At 72.9% G+C, this 15,485-nt stretch carries 11 protein-coding genes; 6 read left to right on the top strand and 5 right to left on the bottom strand.

The window, feature by feature from the left end:
* The first annotated feature begins 152 nt into the window (after positions 1 to 152).
* Positions 153 to 1,235: an NDP-sugar synthase gene (locus OG485_RS18575; protein WP_328669457.1), complete on the top strand. Its 1,083-nt coding sequence runs from the start codon at positions 153 to 155 to the stop codon at positions 1,233 to 1,235.
* Between the two features lie 297 nt (positions 1,236 to 1,532).
* Here the strand turns inward: OG485_RS18575 and OG485_RS18570 are convergent, their stop codons facing one another.
* From OG485_RS18570 to OG485_RS18555, 4 genes are all read right to left on the bottom strand, one after another.
* Complete coding sequence (locus OG485_RS18570; protein WP_328669456.1) at positions 1,533 to 2,558, bottom strand: DNA-3-methyladenine glycosylase family protein; 1,026 nt, start codon at positions 2,556 to 2,558, stop codon at positions 1,533 to 1,535.
* A 371-nt stretch (positions 2,559 to 2,929) separates the two neighbouring features.
* Positions 2,930 to 4,300 (bottom strand): coenzyme F420-0:L-glutamate ligase, encoded by a 1,371-nt coding sequence (locus OG485_RS18565; RefSeq protein WP_328674539.1) that lies wholly within the window; start codon positions 4,298 to 4,300, stop codon positions 2,930 to 2,932.
* A gap of 5 nt (positions 4,301 to 4,305) precedes the next feature.
* Positions 4,306 to 5,289: a 2-phospho-L-lactate transferase gene (cofD, locus tag OG485_RS18560; protein WP_328669455.1), complete on the bottom strand. Its 984-nt coding sequence runs from the start codon at positions 5,287 to 5,289 to the stop codon at positions 4,306 to 4,308.
* 87 nt (positions 5,290 to 5,376) lie between these two features.
* On the bottom strand, positions 5,377 to 5,865 hold the full coding sequence (locus OG485_RS18555; protein ID WP_328669454.1) for a cysteine dioxygenase: 489 nt from the start codon (positions 5,863 to 5,865) through the stop codon (positions 5,377 to 5,379).
* A gap of 728 nt (positions 5,866 to 6,593) precedes the next feature.
* On the opposite strand from OG485_RS18555, the gene OG485_RS18550 reads away from it, so the two are divergent.
* From OG485_RS18550 to OG485_RS18540, 3 genes are all read left to right on the top strand, one after another.
* Complete coding sequence (locus tag OG485_RS18550; RefSeq protein ID WP_003975777.1) at positions 6,594 to 6,857, top strand: WhiB family transcriptional regulator; 264 nt, start codon at positions 6,594 to 6,596, stop codon at positions 6,855 to 6,857.
* Positions 6,858 to 7,087: 230 nt separating this feature from the next.
* Positions 7,088 to 10,822 (top strand): glycosyltransferase family 2 protein, encoded by a 3,735-nt coding sequence (locus tag OG485_RS18545; protein WP_328669453.1) that lies wholly within the window; start codon positions 7,088 to 7,090, stop codon positions 10,820 to 10,822.
* Positions 10,819 to 12,327: a DUF5719 family protein gene (locus OG485_RS18540; RefSeq protein ID WP_328669452.1), complete on the top strand. Its 1,509-nt coding sequence runs from the start codon at positions 10,819 to 10,821 to the stop codon at positions 12,325 to 12,327. The genes OG485_RS18545 and OG485_RS18540 overlap by 4 nt, the downstream gene beginning before the upstream one ends.
* A 49-nt stretch (positions 12,328 to 12,376) precedes the next feature.
* Here the strand turns inward: OG485_RS18540 and OG485_RS18535 are convergent, their stop codons facing one another.
* Complete coding sequence (locus OG485_RS18535) at positions 12,377 to 12,826, bottom strand: metallopeptidase family protein (protein ID WP_328669451.1); 450 nt, start codon at positions 12,824 to 12,826, stop codon at positions 12,377 to 12,379.
* A 271-nt stretch (positions 12,827 to 13,097) separates the two neighbouring features.
* On the opposite strand from OG485_RS18535, the gene OG485_RS18530 reads away from it, so the two are divergent.
* Positions 13,098 to 13,571 (top strand): DUF3499 domain-containing protein, encoded by a 474-nt coding sequence (locus tag OG485_RS18530; protein WP_328669450.1) that lies wholly within the window; start codon positions 13,098 to 13,100, stop codon positions 13,569 to 13,571.
* Positions 13,572 to 13,771: 200 nt separating this feature from the next.
* Entirely contained in the window at positions 13,772 to 15,388 is a 1,617-nt protein-coding gene (locus OG485_RS18525; RefSeq protein WP_328669449.1) for an L-lactate permease, read from the top strand.
* The last annotated feature ends 97 nt before the right edge of the window (positions 15,389 to 15,485 follow it).

Below are 15,485 nucleotides of genomic sequence, written 5' to 3'. Positions count from 1 at the left end.
GGCCGGGCCGCGCCGGGGGAGATCACCTGAAGTCACGGCAGAGGCCCGTCGAAGGACACCGCACGGCCATCGAGGGCGCCATCGAACGGTCTGCATACACTGGCCGGCCGAAAGACAGTTCGGCCGGTCCCGGCAGGAAGCAGAGACGACAGGTGACAGAAGCGATCCTCCTGGTCGGCGGCAGAGGCACCCGGCTGCGTCCGCTCACCGTGCGCACCCCCAAGCCGATGGTCCCGGCGGCCGGGGTCCCCTTCCTCACGCACCAGCTCGCGCGGGCGCGCGCGGCGGGTGTCGAGCACATCGTGCTGGCGACCTCCTACCTCGCCGAGGTCTTCGAGCCGTACTTCGGTGACGGCTCCTCGCTGGGCCTCCACATCGAGTACGTCACCGAGGAGGAGCCCCTGGGCACCGGCGGCGCCATCCGCAACGTGGCCTCCCGGCTGCACTCGGGCCCCGACGACCCGGTCCTGATCTTCAACGGCGACATCCTCACCGGCCTGGACATCCCGGCGCTGGTGGCGGCCCACGAGACGACGGGCGCGGAGGTCTCCCTGCACCTCACCCGTGTGCAGGACCCGCGCGCGTTCGGCCTGGTCCCCACCGACGCCACCGGGCGCGTCACGGCCTTCCTGGAGAAGCCGCAGACCCCCGAGGAGATCGTCACCGACCAGATCAACGCGGGCGCGTACGTCTTCCGCCGCTCGGTCATCGACACGATCCCCGCGGGCCGCCCGGTCTCGGTCGAGCGCGAGACCTTCCCGGAGCTCCTGGCCACCGGCGCCCACCTCCAGGGCATGGTGGACTCCACCTACTGGCTGGACCTCGGCACCCCGCAGGCCTTCGTCCGCGGCTCCGCCGACCTGGTGCTCGGGCGCGCTCCGTCCCCCGCCGTACCCGGCCGCTGCGGCGACCGTCTGGTCCTGCCCACGGCCACGGTGGCCCCCGACGCCAAGCTCACCGGCGGCACGGTGGTCGGTGAGGGCGCCCGCATCGGCGAGGGCGCCCGGATCACCGGCAGCACGGTCCTGGCCGGCGCGGTCGTCGAGCCCGGCGCCGTCGTCACCGACTCCTTCGTCGGCGCGGGCGCCCGCATCGGCGAACGCACCATCCTGACCGGCACGGTCATCGGCGACGGCGCGGTCGTCGGCCCCGACAACGAACTCCGCGAGGGAGTCCGCGTCTGGTGCGACGCCCAGATCCCGGCAGCAACGCTCCGCTTCTCCTCGGACCAGTAGATCCACCCGCCACCTCACCGGAGGGGCAGACCCCAGCCCTGATTCCAGTCCTGGATTCCAGCCCCTCCGGCACCCTTTCGACTGCACGGGCAGATTTCAGTCCCTCGGCGTCCTGTCGGCCGCGGGGCGGATTTCAGCCCCTCCGGCGTTTGAGGAGCGGGGTCCGGGGCGGAGCCCCAGGTACGGGAAGGGCAGGGGCGGAGGGGGCGAAATCCCGCTTGTGCTCAGGCATGACCGACGGGGACCGCGCAAGCAGGGGCGGCTGGAGACGGCGGACGCCGGGCCGGCCAGGCCCGGCTAGAGCAGCCCGATGTCCGTGCGAGGCATCTTCGGCGTACGCCGCGGCGGCGTACGCCCGGCCAGCAGAATCAGCCGAGCGGCCCTGTGCCGCTGCCCGGCATAGGGCTCCAGCAGCTCCAGCATGACGGAGTCGTCCGCGTCCCGGTCCCCGGCCAGCGCGTACCCGACGATCCCCGGCAGATGCAGATCCCCCACGGTCACGGAATCCGCCGAGCCATGACTGCGCTGCACGACCTCCGCCGACGTCCACGGCCCGACACCGGGCACCAGCTCCAGCCGCCGCCGCGCCTGTACGGGATCGAACCCGACGGCCTCCTCCAGCCGCGCCGCGACCCGTACGGCCCGCAGGATCGTGGCGGCCCGCTTGTCGTCGACCCCGGCCCGGTGCCACTCCCAGGAGGGGATCAGCGCCCAGGTCCGCGGCGCAGGGATGACGTACATCCGCTCGGGAGCGGGCCCCGGCGCGGGCTCCCCGAACTTCCGCACGAGCAGCCGCCACGCCCGGTACGCCTCGTCGGTGGTGACCTTCTGCTCCAGGACGGACGGGATCAGCGACTCCATGACGAGCCCGGTCCGCACCAGCCTCAGACCGGGCCGCCGATGCCGGGCGAGCGCGATCAGCCGGTGCCGCGGCTCGAAGGCCTCGGGATCGTCGGCGGCGCCGAGCAGGTCGGGGAGCCGGTCGAGCAGCCATTCGGCTCCAGGACCCCAGGCCTCGCCCCGGACGACCCCGCCGCGCAGAGCGACCCGCAGCGTCCCCGGCCCGGCGGGCGTACGACTGGTCCGCCACGTGGAGCCGTCGGACGTCGTACGGAACGTCGGATCGCCCGGTCCGCGCCGCAGCGGCCCGAGCACGAGCCCGAGGTCCAGCGGCCCGGCGGGTGTCCAGGTGCGGACGTGTCCGGGCCCGGCCGCCTGGCGGGGCAGTCCGCCCGGCATGCCGCCAGGAGTCCCGCCGGGCACCACGACGTGCCCGCCGCGCACGGTCGTACGCGTCGGCCGGGGAGCGAAACGTCCAGACACGGATGAGGTCCTAGAGATTCTCGGGCTGTCCTACGAGAGTAGGCGCTCCCCCCACGACACGAGGTCCGAACACCACGGACGCCCCCCGAACCAGAACCCACACCCGCCCCGGCCCCCACGCCGAAACGGAACCGCCACCCACGACGAACCCGCCCCGCCACCCACGCCGAAACGGAACCGCCACCCACGACGAACCCGCCCCGCCACCCACGCCGGAACGGAACCGCCACCCACGAGGGACCCGGCCCGCCACCCACGACGGGCCGGAGGGCCACCGTCCCCCGGTGAACGCCCCGGTCGGTGAAGGCGCCCCGCCCGGCAAGGCGCCCCCGGCAGAGGCGCCCCGCCCGATGAAGGCGCCCCCGCCAGAATCAGCGCAGCTCGATGAACGCGGCGCCGTCCCGTTCGGGCCGGGCTCTCGGCTCCTCCGCCGCGTGCCCGACGGCCACGGCCCCCATCGGATCCCAGTTCTCCGGCAGCCCCAGCACCTCACGGACGACGTCACGGCAGAACATCGTCGACGACACCCACGCGGAGCCCAGCCGCTCCCCGGCCAGCGCGACCAGGAAGTTCTGCACGCCCGCCCCGGTGGCGACCACGAACATCTCGCGCTCGGCGCCGTCCCGCCGTCCGTCGCCGTAGGTGTGCGAGCCGTCCATGACCAGGCACGGCACCACGAGGTACGGCGCCTTGCGCAGCACGTCGCCCCTGCGGACCCGCCTGGCGATGGACTCCTCGCTCTTCCCGTCGCCCCGCAGATCCGCGATCCACGCGTCCCGCATGGCGTCGAGCAGCCGCGTCCGCGACCCGGCGGACTCCAGGAGCACGAACCGCCAGGGCGTGGTGTGGTGCGGCGCGGGAGCGGTCACCGCCGCCGCGACCGCACGGCGCACGGCGCCCGGGTCGACGGGCTCGTCGGTGAAGGCCCGTACCGTACGCCGCTGGGTCACGGCCTCCCGTACGGCCTCCGAGGTGCCCAGCCGGAACATGTCGTCCCGAGCGTCGCGCACCATCGCCCGCGCACCCGTGTCCTCCGCGTCGGTCACCAGATGCGCCAGACCGCGCACGACGGCGACGGGCAGCCCGGAGGCCTTGCCCTTGACCAGGTCACCGGCGGCGGCGAGTTCGTCGGCCGTGGCCACGACGGTCGCGCTCAGCGGGTTGCCGTGCGCGTCGGTGTGGCCGCGCAGGTCGTCCAGCACCCGCACGCCCGCGGCGCCGATGGCGACATCGGTGAGCCCGGTGCGCCAGGGCCGTCCGAAGGTGTCCGTGATCACGACGCCGACGTCCACGCCGAGGGCGTCGCGCAGTCCCGCACGGATCGCCTGCGCGGAGGCGTCGGGGTTCTCGGGCAGCAACAGCACTGTCCCGGCGGGGGTGTTGGAGGCGTCGACCCCGGCGGCGGCCATCACGAGACCCTGCCGGTTCTCGACGATCCGCAGAGCCCCGCGCCGTGCCACGACCCGGACGGTTTCGGCGTCGATGGCGGCCTCCCGGTCGGCGGCCTCGACCATCCGGCCCTCGGCCTTCGAGACGATCTTGGAGGTGACGAGCAGCACGTCCCCGTCCACGAGTCCGGGCCCGGCCGTCGCGATGAGCTTCGCCAGGTCGTCCCCCTGACGCACTTCGGGAAGCCCGGCCGGCGCCCAGACCCGGTAGCCCGCGTCGGCGGGCCGCTCCCGGAGCTCCCCGCCGGTCCGCCCTCCCGCGCGTCCCGCCTCACCGCGAAAGGCCGCGTCCATGGTGCTCACGGCGTCCGTACCTCCTCCGCCAGTGCCAGCGCCTCCCGCGCCATGCGCGCCGTCGCGTCGAGGTCGGACATCATCAGCGGTACGGCCCGGCAGCGGATGCCGGCCGCCTCGACGCGTTCCACGGCGGAGGCGTCGACCGTGTCGACGAGCCAGCCGTCCAGCAGGCCCGAGCCGTAGTGCTCGGCGACCGCGGCGGCGGTGGACTCGACGCCCACCGCGGCCAGCACCTTGTCGGCCATGCCCCGCACGGGCGCGTCACCGACGATGGGGGAGAGACCCACGACCGGGACGCCCGCCTCGGCGATGGCCTCGCGGATGCCGGGCACGGCGAGGATGGTGCCGACGGAGACCACGGGGTTGGACGGAGGGAAGAGGATGACGTCCGCCCCGGCGATGGCCTCCAGCACCCCGGGAGCGGGCTTCGCCTGCTCGGCGCCGACCGGCACGATCGCCTCGGCCGGCACGGAGGCCCGCAGCCGTACCCAGTACTCCTGGAAATGGATCACCTTGCGCTCGCCCGCGGCCCCGGCCGGGTCGCCCTCCGGCAGCGTGACGGCGACATGGGTCTCGACCCGGTCGTCGGACATGGGGATGAGACGCACGCCCGGCTTCCACCGGTCGCACAGGGCTTCCGTGACGGCGCTGAGCGGATAGCCCGCGCCCAGCATCTGCGTCCGCACGATGTGCGTCGCGAAGTCCCGGTCGCCGAGCCCGAACCACTCGGGTCCCAGCCCGTACGCCGCGAGCTCCTCCTTCAGATGGAAGGTCTCGTCGGCCCGCCCCCAGCCCTGCTCCTCGTTGATGCCGCCGCCGAGCGTGTACATCACCGTGTCGAGGTCCGGGCAGACCTTCAGCCCGAAGAGGTGGATGTCGTCGCCGGTGTTGCCGATGACCGTGATGTCAGCGTCCGGCACGGCCCGCTGGAGACCACGCAGGAACCGTGCACCACCGATACCGCCTGCCAGAACCACAATGCGCATGGGGTTCAGTCTCGCAGGCGGGTACGACAACGTGTCAGCCGGTTACGAGACCCCGGTGACGGCGGGCCGCTCTCCGGCGCGATCGCGTCACACGGTTTCGGTGACAGCGCAACGCGCGGCGTGCATCGGCATCTCGGTGAGGCCCGGGTAGTAGATGTGCAGGCTGACGGCCGGTTCGAGCGCGTCGTTGACGACCTCGTGGACATAGCTGGGCGCGAACACGCGCTGCGCGCCGGAGCCCAGGGCGCGCGTGCCCCGCTCGGTGCGCTCGGTCAGCGCGCCCTCCAGGACGGTCAGTACGCCGGAGGATCCGCCGTGGTCGTGCAGCCCGCTGCCCTGTCCGGGTACCCAGGACAGGAGCCACACCTCGTAGCCGGGGCCCGTCCGCAGCCGGTGGTACCAGCGCGAGGAGGCGTCGTAGCGGACGAGGTGTTCCCACTGGGACCGGTCGGCGGCGATGGAGCGCGCCAGGCCGGCGAACTCGGCCACGGTGGAGGGGTGTTCGCGCGGCGGCTGGAGCAGGTGCGGGACTTCGAGGATGTCGCCGGCGATCTGGAGGTCGTTGTCGCTGTTCATGGATGCGGTGGTTCCTCGGCGGGAGAGTGCTGGGGTGTCGCTGGCCGTTTCCGCCCGGGTCGCGGGCGGGGATTCCGCCCGGGTGGGGAGCGGGGAGGAGCCCTGGTGCGGGCAGTGGCCCCGGTGGGGGCGGGATGCGCCTCAGTGGCGGCGAGGCAGCTGGAGCGCGGTAGGGCTCAACAGCTGGAACAGCAACAACAGCTACAGCGCGCGTGGGCAGCACCGAGGGACCCGGCGGTGCGGGTCGAGGTGGTTGCCAAGTGCGCGAGCATGCCCACAAGGACACCGGTTCACACCTCGACTGTCAACTGCATGTCCGGTATGCGAGAGATCTTTCACCTCATCCGGTTCATCTGGCAGGCGAAAGGTTTGTTCAGGCGACTCCCCGGACACATGGCGCACAACCGGGTGAACAAACCTCGCCGCGGACCCGTGATCTAAATGTGATCAGATTCGCTTCGGGGTCTGCGTCGGAACGAGATCGAACGCCTGGACGTCCCCCTCTGTGAGGAGACGGGCGTCTGACCTGGACCTCTTGGGCCGTCAGGGTTTATGCCGATTTGAACACTTTCCGCATAGCCTTGGTTCCGGAGAGTGAATAAGGGGCCCAATAGCAGATCTCGGCTTGACTGGCCCGGATCGGCACACTTGTAATTTCACTCGTGTCGTTCAGCCGGGATCGGTAACGGCAGCATCACGGGGACGCGAAAGACAGACGAGGGGCGCACATGACCGAGCTGGTGCAGCAACTGCTGGTCGACGACGCGGACGAGGAACTCGGCTGGCAGGAGCGCGCGCTGTGCGCCCAGACCGACCCCGAGTCCTTCTTCCCGGAGAAGGGCGGCTCCACCCGCGAGGCCAAGAAGGTCTGCCTCGCCTGCGAAGTCCGCTCCGAGTGCCTCGAATACGCGCTCGCCAACGACGAACGGTTCGGCATCTGGGGCGGTCTGTCCGAGCGGGAACGGCGCCGCCTGAAGAAGGCCGCTGTCTGAAAACCGTCGCACGGAGAAGCGGACGCGGAACACCGGTGGCACCCGCGGGTGCCACCGACCAAACGGCACACACTCTTACGTAAGGAACGGCCCGTCGCGTGTGGGTTATCCACAGGCGGCGGGCCGCCGTCTTTCCCAGCCGTTAGTGTGGGCCCTCGTCCGAGACGTCCCGCTGTCCCCGCCGGACACAGACGTCCACCGCAGTCCATCGAACCGGGGCCCGTACCTCGATGTCCGTGCACAGCCTTTCGGCAGCCAGTAACGACGCCGCTGCCGCCCCTGAGTTTCCGCGCCACGTGGTGACCGCGGTGCTCGTCTCCCACGACGGCGCCCGCTGGCTGCCACAGGCGCTCGCCGGGCTGCTCGGCCAGGACCGCCCCGTGCAGAACGCGGTGGCGGCCGACACCGGCAGCGCGGACGAATCCGCCCAGCTGCTCACCGAGGCGCTCGGCGCCGACCGCGTGCTGCACCTGGCGCGGCGCACCGGCTTCGGCCAGGCCGTCGAGGAGGTGTCCCGCACCGCCCCCGAACTGACCCCGGACGACCTGCCCTACCTCAAGCGTCCGAGCGGCTGGGACCCCGTCACCCGCAGCTGGCGCGACGACGCCTACGACCTGCCGGACCTCCCGCACGGCGAGCCCGAGCAGTGGCTCTGGCTGCTGCACGACGACAGCGCCCCCGAGCCCGACGCGCTGGCCCAGCTGCTGCGTGTCGTGGAGAACGAGCAGGAAGCCGGCCAGGACGTCGCCGTCGTCGGCCCCAAGCTCCGCGGCTGGTACGACCGCCGGCAGCTCCTCGAGGTCGGCGTCACCATCGCCAACTCGGGCCGCCGCTGGACCGGTCTCGACCGACGCGAGCAGGACCAGGGCCAGCACGACCACGTGCACCCCGTGCTCTCCGTGTCCACCGCGGGCATGCTGATCCGCCGCGACGTCTTCGAGGAACTCGGCGGCTTCGACCGCCGGCTGCCCCTCATGCGCGACGACGTCGACCTGTGCTGGCGCGCCCAGGCCGCCGGCCACCGGGTCCTCGTCGCCCCGGAAGCCGTCGTACGGCACGCCGAGGCGGCCTCCCGCGAGCGCCGCGCCGTCGACTGCGTGGGCCGCACCGCCGCCTCCCCGCACAAGGTCGACAAAGCGGGCGCCGTCTACACCCTCCTCGTCAACGCCCGCACCGCGCAGCTCCCCTGGATCCTGATCCGCCTCGTCCTCGGCACCCTGCTGCGCACGCTCGCCTACCTCGTGGGCAAGGTCCCCGGGCAGGCCGTCGACGAGATCCGCGGCCTCCTGGGCACCCTGCTGCGCCCCGAGCGGATCATCGCCGGGCGGCGCAGGCGCGGCCGCCCGCAGGTCGACAAGGGCGAGCTGCGCCCCCTGTTCCCGCCTCCGGGCGCCACCGTCAGGGCCACCCTCGAGCAGGTCGCCGGCAACCTGACGAGCCGCTCCGAGGCCGACGTCACCACGGGCGCCGGACGCCACGGAGGCGCCGTCGAGTCCGGACCGGGCGGCGACGACGGAGACTTCCTGGAGATCGAGCAGTTCGCCCGGATCAAGCGCATCGCGCGCAACCCCGGCCCGATGCTCTTCCTGGTGCTCCTGTTCGTCTCGCTCCTCGCGTGCCGCCAACTGCTCGGCGGCGGGGCCCTCGCGGGCGGTGCGCTGCTGCCCGCCCCCGCCGACGCCTCGGAACTGTGGGCGCGCTACCTCGACGGCTGGCATCCGGTCGGCGCGGGCTCCACCCGGTCCGCTCCGCCCTACCTCGCGCTCGTCGCACTGCTGGCCTCCGTGCTCCTCGGCTCCACCGGACTCGCGGTCACCGTGCTCCTCGTGGGATCCGTGCCGCTGGCCGGCTTCGCCGCGTACTTCGCCTCACGGCCCCTCGTCGAGTCCCGGCTCCTGCGGGCCTGGGCGTCCGTCGCCTACGCCTTCCTGCCCGCCGCCACCGGCGCGCTGGCGGGCGGCCGTATCGGCACCGCCGTCCTCGCGATCCTGCTGCCGCTCATCGCGCGGGCGGGCGTCGCGGCGAGCGGTCTCGCGAACGGCTCCCGCGCGCGCGGCAGCTGGCGCGCGACCTGGGCGTACGCCCTGCTGCTGACCTTCACGACGGCGTTCACCCCGATCGTGTGGCCCATCGCGCTGGTCCTCGGCGTCGCGCTCCTCGTGGTGCGACGCAGGGAGATCCCCGCCTACGGGCTGCGGTTCCTGGCCCAGCTCGGCACCCCGCTGCTGGTCCTCGCCCCCTGGTCGCTGACCCTGCTGCCGTTCGGCTTCTTCCGGCAGGCCGGCCTTGACTACGGCGCGAGCACGGCCTCCGCGCTCGACCTGCTCAGCGCCGGCCCCGGCGGGCCGGGCACCGTCAGCGGACTGATGCTCTTCGGCATCGTGCTGGCCGCCCTGGCCGCGCTGCTGCGCTCCGAGCGCCAGGCGGGGATCAGGACCGCCTGGGTCATCGCCGTCGTGGCACTCGTCTTCGCTGTCCTGTCCAACCGTTCCACCTGGGCGGGACCCGCGACCCTCGTGTACGGTCTCGCGCTGCTCGCCGCCGCCGCCGTCGGCTCCGACGGGGCACGCGCGCGGGTCGCCGAGCAGAGCTTCGGCTGGCGCCAGCCGGTGGCCGCGCTCATCGCCTTCGCGTGCGCCGCAGGGCCCCTGCTCGTCGCGGCCGGATGGATCATCCGCGGCGCCGACGGACCCGTCGAGCGCCGCGACCCGGTGCAGGTGCCCGCGTTCGTCGCCGAGGAGAGCGGTACGCGCGACCAGGCCCGCACCCTCGTCCTCGACAGCAGTTCGGCCGCCAGGGTCGGCTACGTCCTCGTCCGCGGCTCCGGCGCCCGTCTCGGCGACGCCGAGCTCGCCTCGGCCGGCGGCGAGAACAAGAAGCTCGACAAGGTCGTCGCCAACCTCGTGGCGGGCTCCGGCGCCGACCAGGCCGACCAGCTCGGCGGCTTCGCCGTGCGCTACGTCCTGGTCCGCAAGGGCGCGCCGCGCGAGGTGAGCCGTGTCCTGGACGCCACCACGGGCCTGTCCCGGCTGAGCCAGCAGGACGGCAGCGCCCTGTGGCGCGTCGACCAGCAGGTCTCACGCGCCGCGATCGTCCCCGCGTCGGGCGACCCGGAGTCCATCGCCGCCGGTCCGGTCGAGGTGCACACCACGGTCCCCGCCGGTGACGAGGGCCGCCTCCTGCGGCTGGCCGACAGCGCCGACGCCGGCTGGACGGCGACCCTGGACGGCAAGCCGCTGACCCGCACCACGGTCGACGGCTGGGCCCAGGGCTTCCGGCTGCCCGCCGACGGCGGCAGGCTGGACGTCACGTTCGACGCACCGCTGAGCCACACGGCCTGGCTGTGGGCCCAGGGCGCCCTCGCCCTGGTCCTCGTGGTGCTCGCCCTCCCCGGGCGGCGCCGGGACATCGACGACGACCTCCCCGAGGAACAGCAGCCCGTGACCGCCGAGGACATGACGGGCGACGGGCGCCGCGCCCGCCGCCTGCGCGCCCAGGCCGAGGCCGAGGCGGAGCCCGGACGGCCGGACGCCGACCCGGAGTTCGACGGCGGGTTCCCCGCGGACGCCGACGAGGACGAAGAGATCCCGGCCGTCGTCCCGCATCAGCAGGCGTACGGCGAATGGGACAGCCCGAGTTACGCGAACGCCGAGCACGACACCTACGGCGGCGAGCAGTACGAGGGACAGCAGGGGCAACAGGGGCAGCAGGGGTATCCGGCGGGCACCTACCAGCAGCCGTACCAGGCGGATCCCTACCAGGGCGGCCAGTACGACCCGTACGCCTACGGCGGCACGGCGGCGTACGACCAGAACTACGGCCAGGGCTACGACGCCGACGGCAGGCCCTTCGATTCCCGGGGCCAGGGCTACGAGACGGGCGAGCAGGGCTACGACCCGGCGTACGACCCCACGCGGCCCCCGCACGGCAACGACAGTGAGCGCCCCGACGGGAGCCATCAGTGAACCGCACCACCCTGTCCCTGATCGCCGCGGCGACCGCGCTCGCCGCCGTCACCGGGTTCGCGACCCTCAAACCGGCCGGCACCTCCGGCGGCGGCGCGTCCGCCACGGCCGCGCGGCTGCCCGTGGAGCGCACCAGCCTGCTCTGTCCGCAGCCGAGCGCCTCCGACATAGCGGACACCACGTACACGTCCTTCACGCCCGTCGTGGAGGGTGCGAGCGGCAGCGGCAAGGCTCAACTCCAGGCCGCCACCGAGGAGTCGGCCGACGGGGCCGACTCGTCCGACGGCAAGAAGAGCGGTGCCAAGGCCGCCAAGCCCGTCGTCCAGCCCAAGGAGCCCGGCAAGCCGGCCGCCGGCGACACCTCGGGTGCCGACGCGCCCGCCCTCGTCGGCCTCGCGTCGGGCAAGTTCGCGCCCGGCTGGACGGTCCAGGAGACCACCGAGGTCGCCGCGGGCGCCGGGCGTGGTCTGCTCGGCACCAACTGCACCGCGCCCGACACCGAGTTCTGGTTCCCGGGCGCCAGCACCGCCGCGCAGCGCACCGATTACGTACATCTGACGAACCCGGACGACGCCGCGGCGGTCGTCGACATCGATCTGTACGGCAAGGACGGCACGCTCAAGTCCACGGTGGCCGACGGGATCACGGTCAAGGCGCACGCCAGCGAACCGATCCTGCTGAACACCCTGGCCGGCGATCCGCAGGCCGACCTCACCGTGCATGTGAAGGTCCGCAGCGGCCGGGTCGGAGCCGCCGTGCAGGCGCTCGACGCCAAGACCGGCGGCGACTGGCTGGCGTCCTCCGCCGACCCCGCGGGCAGCCTCGTCATGCCGGGCATCCCCAAGGACGCCACCTCCGTGCGCCTGGTCGCCTTCGCGCCCGGTGACACGGACGCCGACCTGAAGGTCCGCCTCGCCTCGCCCTCGGGGACGATCACCCCGGCGGGCAACGAGACACTGCACGTGAAGGCCGGTATGACCTCCGCCGTCGACCTCGGGGACGTCACCCGCGGCGAGGCGGGCTCCCTGGTGCTCACCCCCACCGGCTCGTCCGTGCCGGTCGTCGCCGCCCTGCTGGTGGTGCGGGGCAAGGGCGCCGATCAGGAGACCGCGTTCATTCCGGCCACCGCTCCGGTGGGCGCCCGTGCGACGGTCGCGGACAACACCGCCAAGGGGTCCACGCTCGCCGTGACCGCCCCGGGCGAGGGGGCCAGGATCAAGGTCACCGCGTCCGCGGGCAGCGGGGGCGGCACGGCCGTGTCGAAGACGTTCACCATCAAGGGCGGGACCACCCAGAACGTCGAGGCACCCGTGCCGAGCGGTCTCAAGGGCACGTACGCCCTGACCGTCGAGCCGGTCTCGGGAGGCCCCGTCTACGCCTCCCGGATGCTCTCGGCGACCCAGGAGGGCGTTCCCGCGTTCACCATCCAGGGTCTCCCGGACGACCGCGGGACGGTCTCGGTGCCGGAGGCCGAACAGGACCTCTCGGTGCTGCTCAAGCAGTGACCGGGGACCGGTGATCCGCCCGGGCCGGAGCGAGGTTCCCGGGTGGTTCTCAGTCCTCGTCGTACCGCGGGTCGACCGTCTCCGGCGTCAGGCCCAGGAGTTCCGCGACCTGCTCCACGACGACCTCGTGCACCAGGGCGGCGCGCTCGTCGCGCCCCTTGGTGCGGATCTCGATCGGACGGCGGTAGACGACCACGCGCGCGGGATGTCCCTCGCGCGCCGCGATCGTGCCGCCCAGCGGCACCGCCTCATCGCTCCAGTTCTCGCCCGAGCGCTCCAGACGGGGGACCTCGAGGACCATGAAGTCGATGTCCGCCAGCTGTGGCCAGCGTCGCTCCAGCCGTTCCACGGAGTCCTGCACGAGGTCCGCGAAGACCTCGGCACGGCTCGCCGCGAGCGGTACCTGGGGCGGCGCCACGGGGCCGCGCATGCCCCTGCCGTGGCGGTCACGACGACGGGGACCGGCTGCTGCGGCGCGGGGCGGTACGGGGTTGTCCATCACTGACGAAGAGTAGTCCCCGCCCGGCCCGGCCGCCCGGCCCCACGCGGCGGTCGCCGGCGGCCCGGCGGCGGTTCATCGGCCGGCGGCCCCCGGCCCGGCCCGTCTTCCGAATGACGCCCGATGACCGTTCCCGTCAAGATTCGGCTCGATTTCGTATCTCTCCAAGACCGTCTCTGACATGGCAATTGGCATGATTCGCACCAAGTGGTGACCGGATTCAGGTCTGTTCGGTATCTCGGCACCCGATGTCGCCCCAGGTCAGGGTCTGATGCTCCGGAAGCGGTGTGGGGCGTCTCACAGGACGACACGGGGGGATGACCTGGGGGAGAGTCGTCGCGGCCCGCTCAAGAGTGCGGTACCGTCCAACGTCGTGAGCCTTGTACGTCGCTGTTCGCGCACCGCTTGCGGCCGTCCCGCCGTCGCGACGCTGACGTACGTCTACGCCGACTCGACCGCGGTTCTCGGCCCGCTCGCCACCTATGCCGAACCCCACTGCTACGACCTGTGCGCCGAGCACTCCGAGCGCCTCACCGCGCCGCGCGGCTGGGAGGTCGTCCGCCTCGCCGACTCCTCCGGTCCCGCGCGCCCCAGCGGCGACGATCTGGAGGCGCTGGCGAACGCGGTGCGCGAGGCGGCCCGTCCGCAGAAGCGCGCGGCGGAGGGCGGCGGCGCCCGCTCGGCGGACCCGATGGAGGTCGCGCGCCGCGGCCACCTGCGGATCCTGCGCTCGCCCGAGAACTGAGCGTCACCCTCGCGGACGCGCGCGGTTCTCCGTGCCGCGGCCTCCCCTCGTACCCCGCGGCCCGCCTCTCCGCCGCGCCCTTCCCCGACGCCGATTCCCTTGGGCGGCGCACACCCATTGACGTGAAGTTGTCGCGGACATGACGATTTCGGTATTCGTGTGAAATTGCTTTCCGCATCGCGGAATCCGGGGAGGCGTCCGTGTACGTCCAGGAACTGCGACCCGTCGCCGACTCGCTCGGCCTGTCCGCCCTCGTGGCGGCCCTGCCCCTCCTCGTCGTCCTGATCCTGCTCGGCGGCGTCCGGCTCAAGGCCCACCTGGCGGGCCTGGCGGGCCTCCTGGCGGCCTCGCTGGTCGCCTGCCTCGCCTACGGCATGCCGGTGGACCAGACGCTCTCCAGCGCCGCCCAGGGCGCCGCGTTCGGCCTGTTCCCCATCCTGTGGATCGTCGTCAACGCCCTGTGGGTGTACCGGATGACCGTCCGCACCCGGCACTTCGACATCCTGCGCCGCTCGTTCGGGCGCCTGTCCGACGATCCACGCGTCCAGGCGCTCGTGGTCGCCTTCTGCTTCGGCGCGCTGCTGGAGGCCCTCGCCGGTTTCGGCGCACCCGTCGCGATCTGCTCCGTGATGCTGGTCGCCCTCGGCTTCGACCCGGTGCGCGCGGCGGTCGTCGCCCTCGTCGCCAACACCGCGCCGGTCGCCTTCGGCGCGATGGCCACCCCGGTCGTGACCCTCGCCCAAGTCACCGGTCTGCCCCTGGACTCCGTCGCCTCGCTGGTGGGCCGGCAGACCCCGCTGCTCGCGCTGGTCGTGCCCCTCGTCCTGGTCGGGCTCGTCGACGGCCGGCGCGGACTGCGCGAGACCTGGATACCCGCCCTCGCCTGCGGAGTCGCCTTCGCCGCCGTCCAGTTCGCCGCCTCGAACTACGTCTCCGCGCAACTCGCCGACATCGGCGCCTCCTTGGCCGGAGCCGCCGCCCTGTTCGCCGTACCGCACGCGCGCGTGCCAGCGGCCGAGGCCGTACGGGCGTCGGTCCTGACCGGTGCGCGCAGCGAGGAACTCGACGAGCGGGACCCGCGCCGCGAAGTCGTGCTCGCCTACGCCCCGTACGCCCTGATCGTCGCGGTCTTCTCGATCGCGCAGATCCCGCCCGTGAAGGACTGGCCGGCGCGGGCGACCCGGACGTACGACTGGCCCTTCCTCGACGTCGTCGGCCCGAACGGCCTGCCGGTGGGCGGGAACGTCTTCACCTGGCCGATCGTGTCGACCGGCGGCACCCTCGTGCTGCTCGCGGGGCTGTGCACGGCCGTCGTACTCGGGGTGCACGCGCGCGTGGCGGTCCGGGAATGGCTCGCGACCGTGCACGAGTTGAGGTTCGCGATCCTGACCGTGACGTCCGTGCTGGCCCTCGCCTACGTCATGAACCTCTCCGGACAGGCCGCCACGATCGGCCACTTCGTGGCGGCGGCCGGATCCGGACTCGCCTTCCTGTCGCCCGTTCTGGGGTGGTTCGGTGTGGCGGTCTCGGGCTCCGACACGTCGTCGAACGCCCTCTTCGGCGCTCTCCAGGTGAGCGCCGCCCGGGAGTCGGGGCTGTCGCCCGAACTCCTCGCCGCCGCCAACAGTTCGGGCGGTGTCCTCGGCAAGATGATCTCGCCGCAGAACCTGACGATCGCCTGCGCGGCCGTCGGGCTCGACGGCCGCGAGGGCGACCTGCTGCGCAAGGTGCTGCCCTGGAGCCTCGGACTGCTGCTCATCATGTGCCTGATCGTGGTGGGACAGAGCTCGCCGGTCCTCTCCTGGATGCTGCCCTGAGGTTCGCGGACGCTGCCTCGAGACGGGCGGGTTTCCCCCGGATGACGGGGACGGTTCGCAGGTCACGTATGCGCTCCACTCGGGTTCGGCACGGCTC

Origin of the sequence: Streptomyces sp. NBC_00328 (assembly GCF_036139655.1) — a bacterium.
Classification (GTDB): domain Bacteria; phylum Actinomycetota; class Actinomycetes; order Streptomycetales; family Streptomycetaceae; genus Streptomyces.
Note: the sequence above shows the minus strand (reverse complement) of the source record. Positions and strands in the feature narration are given on the sequence as shown.

Coding starts and splice junctions, on each gene's coding strand:
- OG485_RS18530 (WP_328669450.1), top strand. CDS start 13,098: ATGCTCCGGAAGCGGTGTGGGGCGTCTCACAGGACGACACGGGGGGAT.
- OG485_RS18550 (WP_003975777.1), top strand. CDS start 6,594: ATGACCGAGCTGGTGCAGCAACTGCTGGTCGACGACGCGGACGAGGAA.
- OG485_RS18535 (WP_328669451.1), bottom strand. CDS start 12,826: ATGGACAACCCCGTACCGCCCCGCGCCGCAGCAGCCGGTCCCCGTCGT.
- OG485_RS18565 (WP_328674539.1), bottom strand. CDS start 4,300: ATGGACGCGGCCTTTCGCGGTGAGGCGGGACGCGCGGGAGGGCGGACC.
- OG485_RS18555 (WP_328669454.1), bottom strand. CDS start 5,865: ATGAACAGCGACAACGACCTCCAGATCGCCGGCGACATCCTCGAAGTC.
- cofD (WP_328669455.1), bottom strand. CDS start 5,289: ATGCGCATTGTGGTTCTGGCAGGCGGTATCGGTGGTGCACGGTTCCTG.
- OG485_RS18545 (WP_328669453.1), top strand. CDS start 7,088: ATGTCCGTGCACAGCCTTTCGGCAGCCAGTAACGACGCCGCTGCCGCC.